The sequence below is a fragment of the Cellulomonas sp. FA1 genome (assembly GCF_000986825.1).
In the GTDB taxonomy this organism is placed as follows: Bacteria; Actinomycetota; Actinomycetes; order Actinomycetales; family Cellulomonadaceae; genus Cellulomonas; species Cellulomonas iranensis.
Genome location: NZ_LBMY01000001.1, coordinates 2,952,175 through 2,969,255, shown reverse-complemented (window position 1 = coordinate 2,969,255; position 17,081 = coordinate 2,952,175). Strand labels below are relative to the sequence as shown.

Annotated in this window: 18 protein-coding genes; 9 read left to right on the top strand and 9 right to left on the bottom strand. The window is 74.4% G+C overall.

Annotation, left to right across the window (positions count from 1 at the left end; all coding sequences use genetic code 11):
* Positions 1–33: 33 nt before the first annotated feature.
* Positions 34–2,043, top strand: coding sequence for a Stk1 family PASTA domain-containing Ser/Thr kinase (gene pknB / locus GY42_RS13305; protein ID WP_046529697.1), 2,010 nt, complete (start codon positions 34–36; stop codon positions 2,041–2,043).
* Between the two features lie 61 nt (positions 2,044–2,104).
* On the opposite strand, the gene GY42_RS13300 is transcribed toward pknB, so the two are convergent.
* The 4 genes from GY42_RS13300 to GY42_RS13285 are packed head-to-tail and all read right to left on the bottom strand — an operon-like array spanning position 2,105 to position 4,560.
* Positions 2,105–2,728 carry an aminodeoxychorismate/anthranilate synthase component II gene (locus GY42_RS13300; RefSeq protein WP_046529696.1) on the bottom strand — a complete coding sequence of 208 codons (624 nt, stop codon included), beginning with the start codon at positions 2,726–2,728 and terminating at the stop codon, positions 2,105–2,107.
* Positions 2,725–2,889 carry a hypothetical protein gene (locus GY42_RS19480; protein ID WP_160309421.1) on the bottom strand — a complete coding sequence of 55 codons (165 nt, stop codon included), beginning with the start codon at positions 2,887–2,889 and terminating at the stop codon, positions 2,725–2,727. The genes GY42_RS13300 and GY42_RS19480 overlap by 4 nt, the downstream gene beginning before the upstream one ends.
* A 43-nt stretch (positions 2,890–2,932) precedes the next feature.
* Positions 2,933–3,703 carry a class E sortase gene (locus tag GY42_RS13290; RefSeq protein ID WP_046529695.1) on the bottom strand — a complete coding sequence of 257 codons (771 nt, stop codon included), beginning with the start codon at positions 3,701–3,703 and terminating at the stop codon, positions 2,933–2,935.
* A complete protein-coding gene (locus GY42_RS13285; RefSeq protein ID WP_236686789.1) occupies positions 3,700–4,560 on the bottom strand; it encodes a DUF881 domain-containing protein in 861 nt (286 codons plus the stop codon). The genes GY42_RS13290 and GY42_RS13285 overlap by 4 nt, the downstream gene beginning before the upstream one ends.
* A 194-nt stretch (positions 4,561–4,754) precedes the next feature.
* Between GY42_RS13285 and GY42_RS13280 the strand changes: the two genes are divergently transcribed.
* Positions 4,755–5,006 (top strand): cell division protein CrgA, encoded by a 252-nt coding sequence (locus GY42_RS13280; RefSeq protein WP_046529694.1) that lies wholly within the window; start codon positions 4,755–4,757, stop codon positions 5,004–5,006.
* Positions 5,007–5,172: 166 nt separating this feature from the next.
* On the opposite strand, the gene GY42_RS13275 is transcribed toward GY42_RS13280, so the two are convergent.
* Positions 5,173–6,045 carry a rhomboid family intramembrane serine protease gene (locus GY42_RS13275; protein ID WP_046530972.1) on the bottom strand — a complete coding sequence of 291 codons (873 nt, stop codon included), beginning with the start codon at positions 6,043–6,045 and terminating at the stop codon, positions 5,173–5,175.
* 31 nt (positions 6,046–6,076) lie between these two features.
* On the bottom strand, positions 6,077–6,616 hold the full coding sequence (locus tag GY42_RS13270) for a peptidylprolyl isomerase (RefSeq protein WP_046529693.1): 540 nt from the start codon (positions 6,614–6,616) through the stop codon (positions 6,077–6,079).
* Between the two features lie 158 nt (positions 6,617–6,774).
* On the opposite strand from GY42_RS13270, the gene GY42_RS13265 reads away from it, so the two are divergent.
* From GY42_RS13265 to GY42_RS13240, 6 genes are all read left to right on the top strand, one after another.
* Entirely contained in the window at positions 6,775–7,638 is an 864-nt protein-coding gene (locus tag GY42_RS13265; protein ID WP_046529692.1) for a hypothetical protein, read from the top strand.
* A gap of 207 nt (positions 7,639–7,845) precedes the next feature.
* The gene (locus tag GY42_RS13260; protein ID WP_046529691.1) at positions 7,846–10,260 is read left to right on the top strand and encodes a glycoside hydrolase family 9 protein; all 2,415 of its coding nucleotides are present in this window, start codon (positions 7,846–7,848) and stop codon (positions 10,258–10,260) included.
* Positions 10,261–10,508: 248 nt separating this feature from the next.
* Complete coding sequence (locus tag GY42_RS13255; RefSeq protein ID WP_046530971.1) at positions 10,509–11,189, top strand: GNAT family N-acetyltransferase; 681 nt, start codon at positions 10,509–10,511, stop codon at positions 11,187–11,189.
* A 146-nt stretch (positions 11,190–11,335) separates the two neighbouring features.
* Positions 11,336–11,902, top strand: a complete 567-nt coding sequence (locus GY42_RS13250; protein ID WP_046529690.1) for a hypothetical protein — start codon at positions 11,336–11,338, stop codon at positions 11,900–11,902.
* Positions 11,889–12,893, top strand: coding sequence for a hypothetical protein (locus GY42_RS13245; RefSeq protein WP_052748388.1), 1,005 nt, complete (start codon positions 11,889–11,891; stop codon positions 12,891–12,893). Before GY42_RS13250 ends, GY42_RS13245 begins: the two co-directional genes overlap by 14 nt.
* Before the next feature lie 129 nt (positions 12,894–13,022).
* Entirely contained in the window at positions 13,023–13,490 is a 468-nt protein-coding gene (locus GY42_RS13240) for an ATP-binding protein (protein ID WP_201775279.1), read from the top strand.
* 75 nt (positions 13,491–13,565) lie between these two features.
* On the opposite strand, the gene GY42_RS13235 is transcribed toward GY42_RS13240, so the two are convergent.
* On the bottom strand, positions 13,566–14,201 hold the full coding sequence (locus tag GY42_RS13235) for a TetR/AcrR family transcriptional regulator (protein WP_046529689.1): 636 nt from the start codon (positions 14,199–14,201) through the stop codon (positions 13,566–13,568).
* 54 nt (positions 14,202–14,255) lie between these two features.
* On the opposite strand from GY42_RS13235, the gene GY42_RS13230 reads away from it, so the two are divergent.
* On the top strand, positions 14,256–15,665 hold the full coding sequence (locus tag GY42_RS13230; protein WP_201775278.1) for an MFS transporter: 1,410 nt from the start codon (positions 14,256–14,258) through the stop codon (positions 15,663–15,665).
* On the opposite strand, the gene GY42_RS13225 is transcribed toward GY42_RS13230, so the two are convergent.
* Both GY42_RS13225 and GY42_RS13220 read right to left on the bottom strand, forming a co-directional pair.
* Positions 15,631–16,023 (bottom strand): MerR family transcriptional regulator, encoded by a 393-nt coding sequence (locus tag GY42_RS13225; protein ID WP_046529688.1) that lies wholly within the window; start codon positions 16,021–16,023, stop codon positions 15,631–15,633. The genes GY42_RS13230 and GY42_RS13225 overlap by 35 nt on opposite strands.
* Positions 16,020–16,985, bottom strand: a complete 966-nt coding sequence (locus GY42_RS13220; RefSeq protein WP_046529687.1) for an aldo/keto reductase — start codon at positions 16,983–16,985, stop codon at positions 16,020–16,022. The genes GY42_RS13225 and GY42_RS13220 overlap by 4 nt, the downstream gene beginning before the upstream one ends.
* Positions 16,986–17,081 lie beyond the last annotated feature (96 nt).

Sequence of the window (17,081 nt, the reverse complement as noted above, 5' to 3'; positions counted from 1 at the left end):
CGACCCGCGATCGACGGAAGTGAAGGACGCCTAGTGGTGGACGACGGATCCCGCATCCTTGCCGGCCGGTACGAGGTCGGTGAGCTCATCGGCCGCGGCGGCATGGCCGAGGTGCACATCGGGCACGACAACCGCCTGGGACGCACGGTCGCGATCAAGATCCTGCGCTCCGACCTCGCACGCGACCCGTCGTTCCAGAACCGCTTCCGGCGGGAGGCGCAGTCGGCGGCCGCGCTCAACCACCCGGCGATCGTCGCGGTGTACGACACCGGCGAGGACGTCTTCACCGAGCCCACCGGCACGGTCGCGCACGTCCCGTTCATCGTCATGGAGTACGTCGAGGGGCACACGGTCCGCGACATCCTGCGCGACGGCCACGCCGTGCCGATCGACGAGGCCGTCGAGATCACGGCGGGCGTGCTGTCGGCGCTCGAGTACTCGCACCACGCGGGCATCGTGCACCGCGACATCAAGCCCGCGAACGTCATGATCACGCCCACCGGTGCCGTCAAGGTCATGGACTTCGGCATCGCCCGCGCCGTCGCGGACTCCGCGGCGACCATGACGCAGACGCAGGCCGTGATCGGCACCGCGCAGTACCTCTCGCCCGAGCAGGCGCGCGGCGAGCAGGTCGACGCGCGCTCCGACCTGTACTCCACCGGGTGCCTGCTGTTCGAGCTGCTCACGGGACGGCCGCCGTTCGTCGGCGACTCGCCCGTGGCCGTCGCCTACCAGCACGTGCGGGAGAACCCGCCCGTGCCGAGCTCGATCGCGAGCGACGTCCCCGAGACGCTCGACCGCATCACGCTCAAGGCCCTCGCCAAGGAGCGCGACGCGCGCTACTCGTCGGCCGCGGAGTTCCGTGCGGACCTCGACGCGGTGCTGCGAGGCGGGCACGTCGGCGCACCCGCCGTCGGCGCCGCGATGGCCGCCGTCCCGGCGGCCGACGCCACGCAGGTCATGACGCCGCCGGTCGCGGCGACGCAGGCCATGCCGCCCGCCACCGGCGGCGCGCCCTGGGGGCCCACCGGCCTCGTGGCCACCCCGCAGGACCAGGACGGGCAGGAGGACGAGGAGAAGAAGCGTCCCTGGCTGATCTGGGTGCTGGCCGCGGTCGCGCTGCTCGCGGTCGGCGGGATCGTCTGGGCGATCATCGCCAACTCGTCGCCGCCCCCGGAGACCACGGTCGAGGTCCCCGACGTCGCCGGCATGTCGCAGGAGCAGGCGCTGCAGACGATCCGCGACGCCGACCTCACGCCGCAGCCGGCGCAGGAGGCCAGCGACCAGTACCCGTCCGGGCAGGCGACCCGCACGGACCCCGCGGCGAAGACGAAGGTCGACAAGGAGACGACGGTCACCGTCTACATCTCCACCGGACCGGCCGAGGTCACCGTGCCCGACGTGTCAGGGATGACCGAGGCGCAGGCCGTCGCCGAGATCGAGAAGGCCGGCCTGACCGTCGACCCCACCCGGCAGCGCGAGGACGTGCCGACGCAGCCGAAGGACCGTGTCACCAAGACCGACCCGGCGGCGGACACCCCCGTCTCGTCGGGTTCGGTCGTCGTGCTCTACCTCGCGTCGGGCAACGTGGTGGTCCCGAACGTCACCGGGCAGAACGCCGAGGTCGCGACCCAGACGCTCGGCGACCTGGGCCTGCGGGTCAACACCAGCGAGGTCGAGTCCGACCAGCCCGAGGGCACGGTCGTGCAGCAGTCCCGCGCGGAGGGCGACATCATCCCGCAGGGCACGGTCGTGAACCTGGGGGTCGCCGTGCCGGCGTCGACCGCGACCGTCCCGAGCAACCTGCGCGGGATGACGTACGACGCCGCGGTGCAGGCGCTCAACGCCGCCGGGCTGACGAACGTCACGCGGGAGGACGTCGCGTCCGACGAACCCGCGGGGACCGTCGTGTCCTCCGACCCGAACGGCGGCACCGAGGTGGCGAAGGAGCAGCGCGTGACGCTCCGGGTGTCACGCGGCCCGCAGCAGGGCGGTGGTGGTGGCGGCAACCAGCCCACCCCCTCGCCGACGCCGACGGACTGACGCCGCACGCGCACGACGACGCCCCCGACCGGAACCGGCCGGGGGCGTCGTCCGTCGCTGCCTAGAGCCGCACGAGCGGGTGCAGCCCCGCGGACCGCTCGACCGCGTCGCCGGAGCCGCAGACCTGCAGCCAGTTCGCGAGCAGGCGGTGCCCACCCTCGGTGAGCACGGACTCGGGGTGGAACTGCACGCCGTGCAGCGGCAGGTCGCGGTGCTGGAGCCCCATGACGATGCCGTTGGTGCGCGCGGTCACGACCAGCTCCTCGGAGAACGTGCCGTCCACGACCGCGAGCGAGTGGTAGCGCGTCGCGGTGAACGGCGACGGCAGGCCCGCGAGGACTCCCTGCCCGTCGTGCTCGACGGGGCTGGTCTTGCCGTGCATCAGCTCGGGCGCGTGCGTGACCGTGCCGCCGAACACCTCGCCGAGCGCCTGGTGCCCCAGGCACACGCCGAGCATGGGGGTGCCCGACGTCGCGCAGTCGCGGATCACCTGGAGGCTCTGGCCGGCGTCGGACGGCGCGCCCGGCCCCGGGGAGACCAGCACCCCGTCGTACCCGGCGCGCTCGGCCGCCGGGGGCACCGCGTCGTTCCGCACGACCTCGGTGGTCGCCCCGAGCTGGTCGAGGTAGCCGACGATCGTGTAGACGAACGAGTCGTAGTTGTCGACGACGAGGATCCGCGTCATCCCTCACCCACCGTGGTCTCGTTGAAGGGCATGTACGGCGCGACGGCCGGGTAGACCCACAGGAAGCACGCGGCCAGCACGCCTGCCGCGAGCAGCAGGGCGATCAGCAGCCGCACGACGGCCGGTCCCGGCAGGTGCCGCCAGAGCCATCCGTACATCATGAGCCTCCCGTGGTGGTCCGCGGCCGCCCGCCCGGCGCCCGGGTCATCCGAGCAGCTCCGCGGGGGTGCCGCTCGACGTCGGCGCCCAGTAGTCGAGCACGCCGTGCACGATGTACCGCTCGCGCGCGGAGAACATCGGGTGGCAGGTCGTGAGCGTGATGTAGCGCTCGGTGGGCTCGACACCCGGCTCGTTGGGCACGGGTTCGATCACGCGCACGTCGGCGGGCATGACGACCTCGGAGGAGGTCACGCGGTACACGTACCACGCGTCCGGGGTCCAGACCACGAGCGGGTCGCCGACCTGGAGCTCCTCGATGCGGTTGAACGGCTTGCCGAACGTGACGCGGTGCCCCGCGAGCGCGAAGTTGCCGACGCCGCCGGGCATCGCGGTGCCCTCGTAGTGCCCGATGCCGAGCACGTCGAGCACGGTGGGACGGTCGGTGCCCTGGCTGATGGGCCGCGCGGGCTCGCCCTCCCAGCGCGGCACGGTCAGCGTGGCGAACGAGACGGCGTGCTCCGGCTCCGCGAGGACCGGGGGGTCCTCGGTGCTGGGGTCGGCGACGCCGTCGTCCTGCGAGGCCGTCGGCGTGGGCGCCACGTACCCGAGGTCGCGCACGATCTGCGCCTGCGCGGCGTCACCCTCGACGTCCGTCCACCACAGCTGCCACACGAGGAACCCGAGGAGCAGCACGCCGACGGTGATGAGCAGCTCGCCGAGCACACCGATCACGCCGTACACCACGCCGCCACCGCGACGCGTGCGCGGCGGCCGGGCGTGCGCCGCGGCGCGGCCGGGCGTCGTCGCGGCCGTCACCGGGCACCGTCCCCGGGCGTGCGCGCGGCACGGGCCGTCGCGGGGGGCGTCGTGTCGTCCCCGGGCAGGACGTCGACGTCGTCGGGGACCTGCGCCCAGTTCAGCTCGGTCGCACCGGAGTAGGCCGGCAGCTCGAGGCGGTCCTTGCTCTCGACGTGCCAGCCGAGCCCGAGCTCGCCGGACTGCCGGACGTAGGTGCGGACGGCGGGGTCGTCCTCGAGCGCGGCGCGCAGCCGGTCGGGGTCGCCCACGGCGGTGACGACGAACGGCGGCGAGTACATGCGCCCGTGCAGCCGCAGGACGTTGCCCTGGCACTGCACGCCCGTCGTCGCCACCACACGCTGGTCCATGAGGCCCATGGCCTCGGCGCCGCCGGCCCACAGCGCGTTCATGACGGTCTGGATGTCCTCCTGGTGGACCACCAGCAGGTCGGCCCGGACGTCGTCCCGGCGCGTGTCGGCCGGTGCGTCGTCGAGCTGGATCACGAGACCACGGCCCGTCACGGGCGCGGAACCGCCCTCGACCTGCTGCGCCGGGAGCGGCTGGGCCCCGGGGCGCCCCGCGAGCGCGTCCTGCTCGGCCGTGAGCGACTGCACCTGCGCGCGGAGCGTGTCGACCTCGACCGACAGCCGCTCCACGTTCGCGGCCTGCTGCTGCGTGAGCTCGGCGAGGTTCTGCGGGTGGCGCCCGTCGCCCGCGTCGGCGGCACGCGCGTTGACGGTGAAGAGCAGCCCGGAGAGGCCGAGGACGAGGCCGACGGCGACGGCGCCGCGACGCATCCCGGCGACGCGGGCGCGTGGCGGGGCCGCGATCGTGCGCGCGGTGTCCTGCGCGTCGCTGTGCGCGTCGTGCGTCACGCCCGGCTCCCTCCGCCGTACCCCGCGCACGGGCGGCGGGGCGACGGCACTACGCTAGGTCACGTTCGGCGCCATGCCGACACCGGTCCGCAGGTCGACGACGTCCCGGCACCCGGCCGTCGTCGGGCGCCGACCGTGCCCGTGGCGTCGACGCGCCGCCTGCTCACCGCACCGTCGCAGACAGGAGCCACCCCGTGCCCGAGTCGAAGTCGCGCAAGAAGGCGGCGTACACGCCGCCCCCCACGAAGGCGTCGGCCCCCGCGCCGCTGCCCCGGTGGTTCCTGCCGGTCGCGCTGGGCCTCATGATCCTCGGGCTGGTCTGGCTGGTCGTGACCTACCTGTCGCCGGGTGCCGCGTACCCCGTGCCGGGGATCGGCCAGTGGAACCTGGGCATCGGGTTCGCGATCATCATCGTCGGCTTCGGGATGTTCTCCCGCTGGCGCTGACGGCCCCGACGTCCGCAGGGCGTCCCCGCACGTGACGAGGCTGTGCGCACCCCGGTGCGCACAGCCTCGTCCACATCCGCCGCCGTTGGTCGTCCCCAGGCGGTGCACAGAGCTGTGGATAACTACACGCGTGTAATTCCACAGCTGTGAGCAACCCTGGGGGCGGTCACAGCCGCGCCCAGATCGGGTACGCCGAGTAGACCGCCAGCGTCGCCCCGAGCAGGACCGCCGCGACGACCGCGGGGGCGGCCCACCCGACCAGCGCGCGCCGCTCGCGCGGGACGTACGCGAAGGCGGCACCGAGCGCCGCGCCCACGACCAGACCCCCCAGGTGGGCCTGCCACGCGATCCCGGGCAGCACGAAGCCGAGGACCCCGTTGAGCACGAGGATCCCGATGATCGGCCCGGCGTCCCGACCCAGGCGGCGCATGACGACCAGCACGGCGCCGAACAACCCGAACACCGCGCCCGACGCGCCCACCAGGCCCACGTTCCACCCCCCGACGACCGGGGCGAGCACGACGGCGCCGACCGAGCCGCCGACGGCGCTCAGCAGGTAGAGGGTCGCGAAGCGGGCGCGGCCCAGCGCCTGCTCGAGGTAGGGGCCGACCATCCACAGCGCGATCATGTTGAACAGGATGTGGAAGACCTGGCCCTGCGAGTGCAGGAACGCGGCGGTGAGGAAGCGCCACGGCTCGACCTCGCCGATGCTGGGGCTGAACACCCACCGCATCGTCCAGCCGGGCACGGTCAGCTGCAGCAGGTACGAGACGACGCACAGGCCGATGAACGTCAGCGTGACGACGGGCCGGCCGCCGCGCACGCGACCGCCGAACACCGTGCGGCCCTCGCGCGACGTGCGCGCGGCCTCGGCGACGCAGTCCACGCAGTGCACGCCGACGGCCGCGGGACGCTGGCACTCGGGGCACGCGGGCCGGCCGCAGCGCTGGCACCGCACGTAGGACACGCGGTCGGGGTGGCGGGGGCACACGGGGGCCCCGGCGCCGCCGTCACCGGGGACGGCGGGCGGCCCCGGCACGGGGCCGCCCGGCACGTGGGGACCGCTGATCTCAGTCCTCCACCGTGATCGACGTGATCGTCACGTCCTGCACGGGGCGGTCGCCCGGGCGCGTCGGCGTCGTCGCGATCGCGTCGACGACCTGGCGGCTCGCGTCGTCGGCGACCTTGCCGAAGATCGTGTGCTTGCCGTTGAGCCACGGGGTCGCGGCGACCGAGATGAAGAACTGCGAGCCGTTGGTGCCGCCGACCTTGCCGGTCACGGGGTCGAGGCGCTTGCCCGCGTTCGCCATGGCGAGCAGGTAGGGCTCCGAGAACGTCAGCTCGGGGTGGATCTCGTCGTCGAACTGGTAACCGGGGCCGCCGCGGCCGCTGCCGAGCGGGTCGCCGCCCTGGATCATGAAGTCGGGGATCACGCGGTGGAAGATCACGCCGTCGTAGAGCGCGTCGGTGCGCGGGGCGCCGGTGGACGGGTCCGTCCACTCGATCGTGCCCGTCGCGAGCCCGACGAAGTTCTCGACGGTGCGCGGCGCGTGGTTCTCGTACAGCTCGACCCGGATGTCACCGGCGGACGTGTGGATGGTCGCGAACATGGGGCCAGTCTGGCACCCGCTGCCGACGCCGCGCCCGGGCGTGCGCCGCACTTCGCCCCCGGCGAACCACCCCGCTGCACCGGGCGCACGCGCGCGGTCGGTGGCAGAGTGGGAGGTCACAGCGTCGGGACCAGCCGAGACCAGTCCGGGAGTGGCAGATGACCCATCGTCCGAAGATCGACGTCGACACCGAACGACTCAAGGGGCACGCGGCCGACCTCGGCGCGACGCTCGCCGACGGAGCGAAGGACGCGGCCCACCGGGCGTCCGACGCCGCCGGTCAGGCGAAGGAGTGGACGACCCCGCGCATCGAGGCGTTCGTGGACTGGCTGACGCCGCGCGTCGAGCACCTCTACAAGGAGAGCGTGAAGACCGCCGCGCCCCAGGTCGAGAAGGCCGCCAAGAAGGCGACGCCGGCGATCGACACCGCGCACGACAAGCTCGTCGAGGAGCTGATCCCGAAGCTCGTCGCGGCCGTGAACGACGCCGCGGTGCGCGCGGGGGCTCAGGTCGAGCACGCGGCGGACGTCGCCGCGACGCAGGCCGGCAAGCACTCGAAGAAGGTCGCGAAGGCCGCGAAGAAGGCGGCCAAGGAGGCGGCCAAGGCCGAGAAGGGCCGTTCGGGCGCCAAGGTGTTCTGGACCGTCGCGCTCGTGGCGGGTGCGGGCGCCGCGGCGTTCGCGTGGCTGCGGTCGCGCTCGACGACGGACCCGTGGGCCGAGCCGTGGGAGCCGGCCGACTCGCTCGGCGGCGACTCGCTCAAGGCACGTGCCAACGCGGCCGCGGGCGACCTGCAGGACGCCGTCGGCGACGCGGCGGACGCCGTGGGCGAAGCCGCCGGCTCGGCGGTCGCGAAGGGCCGCGAGGCGAGCCGCAAGGCCGCCGAGGCCGTGTCGCACGCGGCCGAGGAGGTCGGCGAGAAGGCCAAGGAGGCGAAGGACGCCGCGCAGGAGACCGCGCGCAAGGCGACGCGACGCACGGCGCCGAAGACGCCGGACGAGGGCGACACCCCCAGCGCCTGACGTCGCACGCCGTCCCGCGGCCCCGGACCGTCCGTCGGTCCGGGGCCGCGGTGCGTCAGGCCCTAAACGGTTCGGTCGTTGACCCCCGCCAGGCTCCTCACGACGATCGCCGTACGCCCCCACCGCGGTGCGACGACGCCGTCGCACCCCGGTCACGGGGCGTGGGAGCGCTCCACCCGCGCTCCTCCCCGTCGCGAAGGGACGCCGATGTCTCGCCTCACCTCCCCCCGCCCGCGTCGCGCGCTGTGGGCGGGCGCCGCCGCGGCCGCGATCGCGGCCGGCACGCTCGTGCCACTCCAGACCGCCCAGGCGGCACCCGCGCACAACTACGCCGAGGCGCTGCAGAAGTCGATGTTCTTCTACCAGGCGCAGCGCTCGGGCGACCTGCCCGACGACTTCTCCGTGTCCTGGCGCGGCGACTCCGGCCTCGACGACGGCAAGGACGTCGGCAAGGACCTCACGGGCGGCTGGTACGACGCGGGCGACCACGTGAAGTTCGGGCTGCCGATGGCGTTCTCGGCGACGATGCTCGCCTGGGGCGCCATCGAGAGCCCCGAGGGCTACACGCAGGCCGGCCAGCTCGACGAGCTGCGCGACAACCTGCGCTGGGTCAACGACTACCTCGTCAAGGCGCACACGGCCCCGAACGAGCTGTACGTCCAGGTCGGCAAGGGCGACGACGACCACAAGTGGTGGGGCCCCGCGGAGGTCATGACGATGCCGCGCCCGGCGTACAAGATCAGCGCGACGTGCCCGGGGTCGGACGCCGCCGGCGAGACGGCCGCCGCCATGGCGTCCGCGTCGATCGTCTTCAAGACGGCCGACCCGGCGTACTCGGCGACGCTCCTGACGCACGCGAAGCAGCTGTACACGTTCGCCGACACCTACCGCGGGAACTACTCGGACTGCGTCACGGACGCTCAGGCGTTCTACAAGTCGTGGTCGGGCTACCAGGACGAGCTGGTGTGGGGCGCGTACTGGTTGTACAAGGCCACGGGTGACCCGATGTACCTCGCGAAGGCCGAGGCCGAGTACGACAAGCTCAGCAACCAGAACCAGACGAACCTCAAGTCGTACAAGTGGACGGTCGCCTGGGACGACAAGTCCTACGCGGCGTACGCGCTGCTCGCGATGGAGACGGGCAAACAGAAGTACGTCGACGACGCGAACCGCTGGCTCGACTACTGGACGTCGGGCTACAACGGCGAGCGGATCACCTACTCCCCCGGCGGCCTGGCCGTGCTCGACTCGTGGGGTGCGCTGCGGTACGCCGCCAACACGTCGTTCGTCGCGCTCGTGTACAGCGACTGGCTCACCGACCCGACGCGCAAGGCGCGGTACCACGACTTCGGCGTGCGGCAGATCGGGTACGCGCTCGGCGACAACCCGCGCAAGTCGTCGTACGTCGTCGGGTTCGGCGCCAACCCGCCGCAGAACCCGCACCACCGCACCGCGCACGGGTCGTGGCAGGACTCCAGCAAGGTGCCGGTCGAGACGCGGCACGTGCTGTACGGCGCGCTCGTCGGCGGCCCCGGGTCCGCGAACGACGCCTACACCGACAGCCGCGACGACTACGTCGCCAACGAGGTCGCGACCGACTACAACGCGGGCTTCACGAGCGCCCTGGCCTACCTCACGGCGCAGTACGGCGGCACGCCGCTCGCCGGGTTCCCGGTCGCCGAGACGCCCGACCAGGACGAGCTGTTCGTCGAGGCCAAGCTCAACCAGCCGGCCGGCGGCACGTTCACCGAGGTCAAGGCGATCGTCCGCAACCGCTCGGCGTTCCCCGCCAGGTCCCTGAAGAACGCCACGGTCAGGTACTGGTTCACGCTCGACGCCGGCGTCCCGGCCTCGAGCCTCGCGGTGACCACCAACTACAGCGAGTGCGGCACGACGCCCGCGAAGGTCGTCCCTGCGGGCGGCGCCCTCTACTACGCCGAGCTCAGCTGCGTGGGCCAGGACATCCACCCCGGGGGGCAGTCGCAGCACCGCCGCGAGATCCAGTTCCGCGTCACGGGCGCGGCGGGCTGGGACGCGACGAACGACCCGTCGTTCGTCGGGCTGCCCGCGACGGGCGACCCGGTGAAGACGCGCGCGATCACGCTGTACGACAAGGGCGTGCTGGTGTGGGGCACGGAGCCGGGCGGCCCGACGCCGACACCCACCGCGACGCCGACACCCACCCCGACACCCACCGCGACCCCGACGCCGACGCCGACGGTGACCCCGACGCCCACCGTCACACCGACACCGACGCCGACACCCACGCCCACGGCGACGCCGACACCCACGCCGACGTCCGGTCCTGCGACGTGCGCCGTCACCTACGCCGCGAGCTCGTGGAGCACGGGCTTCACGGCCTCGGTCCGCCTGCGGAACACCGGCGCCGCTCCCCTCACCTGGTCGCTGACGTTCGACCTGGCTCCGGGCCAGCAGCTCACGCAGGGCTGGAGCGCGACCTGGTCGCAGACCGGCACGAAGGTCACCGCGACGGGTGCGGCGTGGAACGCCACGCTCGCACCGGGCGCGTCCGTCGACCTCGGTTTCAACGGCTCGCACACCGGCCAGAACCCCGCACCGACGGCGTTCGCCGTCAACGGCACGGCCTGCACGACGGGCTGACGAGCGGGTCCCGGCCCGGTTCGACCTCGTCGTCGCCGGACCGGGACCGCACCACCCCCCGGGGAGCGCGCGGTCCGCGTCCGCCGCCCCCGGTGCGGCGTCCGGCACGGGGGTGGCCGGACGCCGGACGAGGGCGCCGCCCGGCACGGGCGGCGCCCTGGTCGGCCGCGTCGCGCACGACCCGTGCACGACCCGCGCGCGGCGATTCGCGGTTGACCGGCGACGCCGCGCGCGAGGACGCTGCGGTCATGGTCGACACCCCCGCTCCCCTCACCGACGTCGAGATCTGGCCGCTCACGGGGCTGCGGGTGGTGTCCGACGACCTCGAGCTGCGCGCACCCGACGACCGCACCATGCTCGACCTCGCGCGCCTGGCGGCGCAGGGCGTGCACCGCGAGGACGAGATGCCGTTCGTCGTGCCGTGGACGCGCGGCACGCCCGTGCAGGTCGCGCGCAGCGTCATGACGTACCAGTGGGGCCTGCGGCAGCGGACGACGCCGGCCGACTGGGCGATCGAGCTCGCGGTGCTGCGCGACGGCGAGCCGCTGGGCCTGCAGGGCATGTACGGCAAGGACTTCCGCATCACGCGGACGGCCGAGACGGGCTCGTGGCTGGGCCTGCGGCACCAGCACGGCGGCGTCGGCACGCGCATGCGCCTGCTGATCCTGCACCTGCTGTTCGAGGGCCTCGGCGCCGAGCGCGCCACGAGCTCGGCGTTCGTCGACAACCCGGGGTCGACGGGTGTGAGCCGCAAGATCGGCTACCGCGACAACGGCGTGGTCCGGACGGCCCGCGACGGCGCCGCCGTGGACAGCCGGCAGTTCGCGCTCGACCGCGACGTGTGGGACGCACGGCCGGACGCCTTGCGTCTCGACGTCCGGATCGAGGGCCTCGACCCCGTCCTCGACCAGCTCGGGCTCGCGCCCTGAAGCCGGGGGTGCCCCGGTCGGGCGACGCCCCACGCTGGGCACTTTGCCGTCGCTCGCCCCACGTGTGGTGATCGCCTCACCTTCGCAAGACGATCCGTCGACCGAAGTCCCTGTGCGCCACGGCCCCGCGGGGGTACCGTCCCCGCATGCAGCTCGCCGACCTCCAGGCCCGGGTGCGGATCGCCCTCACCGCGACGCTCGTCGACGAGTGGACGATGTTCGCGCCGTCCGCCGGCACGAGCCGCCCCACCGAACGCACCGTGTCGTTCCACCTCGGGTGGAACCTGCGCGGCACGATCGAGAAGACCTGGGACGTCGACGCGGACTACGACCGGTCGGGCATGGTCCTCGAGGAGTCCGTGCGCCTCGACGGTCCGACGCACCGCGCGCCGCACCTGATCGTCCACCACCGGGGCAGGCTGGGACCCGAGCACAACCTGCTGCTCGTGGAGCTCACCGCGGACGCCGCGACCGCCGCGCCCGGCTCGGCCGACCTGGGCGTAGCGCAGGCCATCCAGCGCCGCTTCGGGTACCGCTACGCGGTCGTCCTCGACCTGCGCCTCGACGACGACGCGACGACCGCCGCCGTGCACCCGCACTGGCACTGGTCGACGCTCGACGAGGGCCGCGTCACCGACCAGCCGCAGCCGGTCTACGCCGACGACGTCCTCGTCGACGTCCTGACCCGGGCGCGCGCGGGTGCGCACGGCTGACGCCGCGACCGTCGACCTGCTGCTCGCCGGTCCGCGGGGCCGGACGGTGTGCTGGGAGGTCGTGGCCGACGCCGTGCCCGCAGCCCGGGCGGCCGTCCGCGCCGCGGCGGCCGATCCCGCCGGGACGCGCCACGTCGTCGACGCCCTGAGGTCCGCGGGCGACGTCGCGCCGACGCCCGCGGACGTGTCACGCGCTCTCGACCTCGCCGTCGCCGGCGCACGGTACTGGCAGCCCCCGGACGAGCAGGACGCCGTGCTGGCCGACCCCCGCGTCGTGGCGGCGCTCGAGCCCGTCGCCCGCGCTGTGCTCGCTGCACCGTCCGCGGCGTGGTGGTCGCAGCCCTGCACGACCGCGGCGCAGGTCCTCACGGCGTACGACGACGCCGCACCCGCCCGCGGCGAGGGCGTGCTCGACGCGCTCGACGCCTGGCGTGCGCGGGTGGTCGCGGAGGAACGGGCGGCCGGCGGACGTCGCCGGCCGGTGAGCGGGTCGTGGTGGAGCACGCCGGCGTTCGCCGGCCTGACCCGGACGACCCGGCGCCTTCCGGACGGCACGGCACCGGGCTTCGACCTCGTCGAGGACGGGGACGGCTGGGACGCGGTGACCGCGTACGCCGTCGACGTCCCGGCCGGCGCGCGCGTGCTCGAGCTCACCGTGCCGGAGGACGTCGCCGCCCTGGTCGCCGACCACCCGCTCGAGGTGACGGCGTCCCGGCAGCGCGACTGGTACGAGGCCACGGGGCGCTCGGGACGGTGGCTCGTGCCGGACCACCGTGCGATCGCCGACGCGTACGACGGCGTGCACGTCACGGTCCTGGCGTGGGCCGCCGCCGCCGGCCGCGCGCTGTCCGTGGGGGACGGGACCGCGACCGTGCTGGCCGGGTGGGACCCCGACGCGACCTACTGGTACACCGATGACGTCACGATCTGTACGCCGGGGCGACGATGGTGTCGCGACGACGCACGCTGGCGGCGCGACGTCGCGCGGTGACGCGCGTCTCGACCGTCGGACCGCTCCGACCCGGTGCGGACGATCTCGGCGGGCGCCGGACGCGCTTCCGGGTGCGGGATCGCCCGCGCCCTGTGAGGCTCGTCCTCTCACCATGTCGAGGAGGGGCGTGTGTCGGACGGCGGAGCGGTGTTCGAGGTGCCGGAGGCGGATGCGGGGCTGCCGCTGAGCCACCCCCCGGAGGGCTTCGCGCCCGTGCGGCGGTGGTCCCTCGAGACGACCGCTCAGCTGCGCAACCTGCGGCACGAGCTCGCCAGCACGATCGCCGACGGGGAGGCGGGCGGCCTGCAGGACCTGGCCGGCACGCCCAAGAAGCTCGTGCTCATCGCGACCGAGCTCGCGGCGAACGCGCTCACGCACGGGCTGCCGCCGACGATCGTGCAGCTCTCGCGGCGTGACGACAGCTGGCTGCTCGACGTCGCCGACCACGACCCCGAGTCGGTCCCCGTGTACGCGGGCGCGCGCATCACGGGCGCGGGCGGGCTCGGGCTGCACCTCGCGCGGCAGCTGTCGCTCGAGGTCGGGTGGTACACCACGGACTCGACCAAGAACATCTGGGCGACCTTCCCCGTCCGCTGACGGCCGGACCACCCGGTCGGCCGGCCGCGACCCGGCGCGGTCGGCGCTGGTCCTTCGTCGCGCCGTCGACCGCGGTCAGCGCTCGTGCGCGTGCCGGGACCGCCAGGAGTCCGTGGCGACCCCGGCCATGACGACGTGGACGACGTCCTCGGCGAGCGACGGCGTGACGGGCAGGTGGCCGAACAGGAGCCGGTAGTAGGCGGTCGCGCCGAGCATGTCGAGCAGGAGGTCGACGTCGGCGTCGGGCACGATGTCGCCGCGCTCGACGCCGCGGCGCAGCGCCTCGGCCGTCGAGGCGCGGCGGGGGTGGAAGAGCCGCCCGAAGAACGCGGCCTCGAGCTCGGGGTCGTCCGCGAGGTCGGCGACGAGCGCGGGGAGCACGCGACGCCCGAGGCCGGCGCCGAACGCGGGGCTGAGCGTGCCGATGCCGGCGATCAGGTCGCAGTGCGTGCACCCCGTGTCGGGGGTGGGGGCGGGCCCGATGCGGTCGAGGAGCGTGTCGACCACGAGGTGCTGGCGGGAGCGCCAGCGGCGCCGCACCGCGGGCGTGCTGGTGCCCGCGCGGTGCGCGACCTCGTCGAGGGTGAAGCCGGCGTAGCCGCGCTCCTCGAGGACCTCCAGCGCTGCGGCCTGCACCGCGGCGTCGATCCGCGGGTCGCGCGGCCGCCCTCGCGCGGGCGCGGGCCTGCTGGTGTTCTCCGGCGAGGGCATGGTGTCATCCTAATATATGTTTCGTTTTGATACGGAACGTAAAAGGAGGACGCAGTGACGGACGTGCAGCGGGACCCGGTGACGCCCACCGACGACGAGACCGGCGTGCTGGGCCCGCGGTACCGGGCGCTGACCCTCGGCGTGCTGCTGTCGGTCGGCATGGTCGCGTTCGAGTCGCTCGGCGTCGCGACCGTGCTGCCCGTGATCGCCCGCGACCTCGACGGGCTCGGTGCCTACGGGTGGGGGCTGTCCGCGCTCATGCTGGCGAACGTCGTCGGCACCGTCCTCGCCGGCCGCGCCGCCGACCGCCGCGGACCCGCCGGTCCGATGACCCTCGGCATGGTCGTCTTCCTCGCCGGGTGCGTCGTCGCGGGCGTCGCGGGGTCCTGGCCGCTCTTCCTCGTCGGCCGCGTCCTGCAGGGGCTCGGCGTCGGCGCGGTCATGGCCATGGCGTACACCGTGATCGGCCTGGCCTACCCGGAGGCCCTGCGCGCGCGGATGTTCGCGCTGCTGTCCTCGGCGTGGACCGTCCCGTCGCTCGTCGGGCCCTTCGCCGCGGGCCTGCTCGCCGACGGCGTCGGGTGGCGCTGGGTGTTCGGCATGATGCTGCCCGTCGTCGCCGTCGCGGCCGCCCTCACGCTCCCCGCGCTGCGGCGCCTGCCCCACGCGACCGGCGCCGACGCACCGGCACCGGCGGCCGTCCCCTGGTGGCGCGGCCCCCTCATGAGCTCCGTCCAGCTCACCGTCGGCACGGCGCTGCTGCTGCACGCGCTGCTGCTGCAGGACGTGCGCCTGCTCGTCGTGCTCGCGGTCGTCGGCGTCGTCGCCGCGGTGCCCGCGCTGCGGCGCGTGACGCCCGCCGGCACGCTCGCCGCACGGCGCGGCGTCGCCGCCGGGATCGTCGTCCGCGCGCTGCTCAGCGGCGCGTACTTCGGCAGCGAGGCGTTCCTGCCCCTCGGCCTGCAGGAGCTGCGCGGGCAGAGCGCGACGGCGGCCGGCCTCGGGCTGTCCGCGGGCGCGCTGACCTGGGTCGCGGGGTCGTTCCTGCAGGCGCGCTGGGACGTCGCGCGTCCGACCGCGCGCGGACGTGGCGTCGCCGTCGGGTCGGCGGTCCTGCTCGTCGGCACGGCCGCGATCGCGCTGACGATCCTCACGGACGCCGTTCCCGCGTGGTGCGCCGTGCTCGGGTGGGCGGTCGCCGGCCTCGGCATGGGCGTGGCGTTCAACGCCTCGACGACCGAGACCCTCGGGCAGGCGCCGGTCACGCAGCAGGGCCTCGTCAGCAGCTCGCTGCAGCTCGCGCAGACCCTCGCCACGGCCCTCGTCGCCGGGGTGGGCGGCGCCGCCCTCGCGCACGCCGGCACCTCGGTGCCCGCCCTGCGGACCGCGCTCGTCGCCGTGTTCGTCGCGACCGGGGCCCTGGCGACGCTCAGCGTCCTGCTGTCGCGCCGGCTGCGGCCGTGAGCCGCGCGTCGTAGTCCGCGATCTTGCCGTCGATCACGGCCAGCGACCGCGTCAGCGCCGCGATACGGGCCGTCAGGACCTCCCGGTGCGCCCGGAGCAGCGCGAGCCGCTCCGGGACGCCCGCGGGGTCCTGCCCGACCAGCTGCGTGAACGTCGCGATCTCCGCCAGCGGCATCCCGGTGTCCCGCAGGTGCAGCAGCACCTCCAGCAGGTGCAGGTCGTGCTCGGAGTACCGCCGCCGCCCGCCGGCGTCCCGCTCCGCCTGCGGCAGCACGCCCGCACGCTCGTAGTAGCGCAGCGCGTCGACGCTCAGGCCCAGCCGCCGCGCGACCTCACCGATCGGGTAGCCGTCGCTCACGGGCCCACCGTACGTGCCGCGTCCAGCGCCGCCACCACCTCCGCGGGCAGACCCGCGCTCACGGCGTGCACCGCGGACGCGAGCTGCTCCGGGCTCGACACGCCCACGACCGGCAGCACCGGCCGGGGGAGCGACGTCATCCACGCGAGCACCACCTGCCCCGCGTCCAGGCCTGTGACGGCCGCCGCGTCGGCCAGCGCCGCGAGCTGCGTCGCGGTGCCCCGGTGCCGGTAGGGCTCCGGCAGCTCCTTGTCAGGTCGCGTGTACGCGCCGTGGAGCAGCGGCGAGTAGCCGATCAGCGTGAGGTCCGCGTCGTCGGCGACGCCCCTGACGGCGTCGTCGAGCACGACCTGCGGCAGCAGGTCCGCGCCCGGCACCGGCGTGAGGTACGTGAAGCGCTGCTGGAGCACCGCGTAGGCCGGGCCGTCACCCGCCGCCGCCAGCGCCGCCGCGAGCCGCGGGGCCGTCAGGTTCGAGCAGCCGATGACGCGGGCCGTCCCGCGTCGCACCTCGGCCTGCAACGCCCCCACCGTCTCCTCGAGCGGCACCGAGGTGTCGTCGACGTGCGCGTAGAGCACGTCCAGACGATCGGTGCGCAGGCGCGCCAGGCTCGCGTCGACCTGCGCGCGCACGGCCGCGGCCCCCAGCCCCAGCGCATCCTCGAAGCTCCGGCCGCCCGGGCGCGGGCGAGCGCCGATCTTCGAGGCGAGCGTTACGCGGTCGCGGGCACCCCGCCGGGCGGCGAACCACCCGCCCAGTGTGCTCTCGGACTCGTCACCCGTGGCTCCGTCGACCCAGAAGGCGTAGTTGTTCGCGGTGTCCAGGAACGTCGCACCGGCGTCCAGCGCCGCGTCGAGGATCCGGTGCGAGGTGGGGGTGTCGAGGGTGGTGCCGAAGGGCAGCGTGCCCACCGCGAGCGGGGGCACCGCCGGCCCCTGCCGTCCGAGCGTGATCGTCTCCATGCCCGGCACCCTGCTGCCTGGAGCGCACTCCAGGTCAAGTCGGCCCGACGACCGCGCACGCCCCGGAACGACGCGAGACGCCCCGCCGTCGGGCGG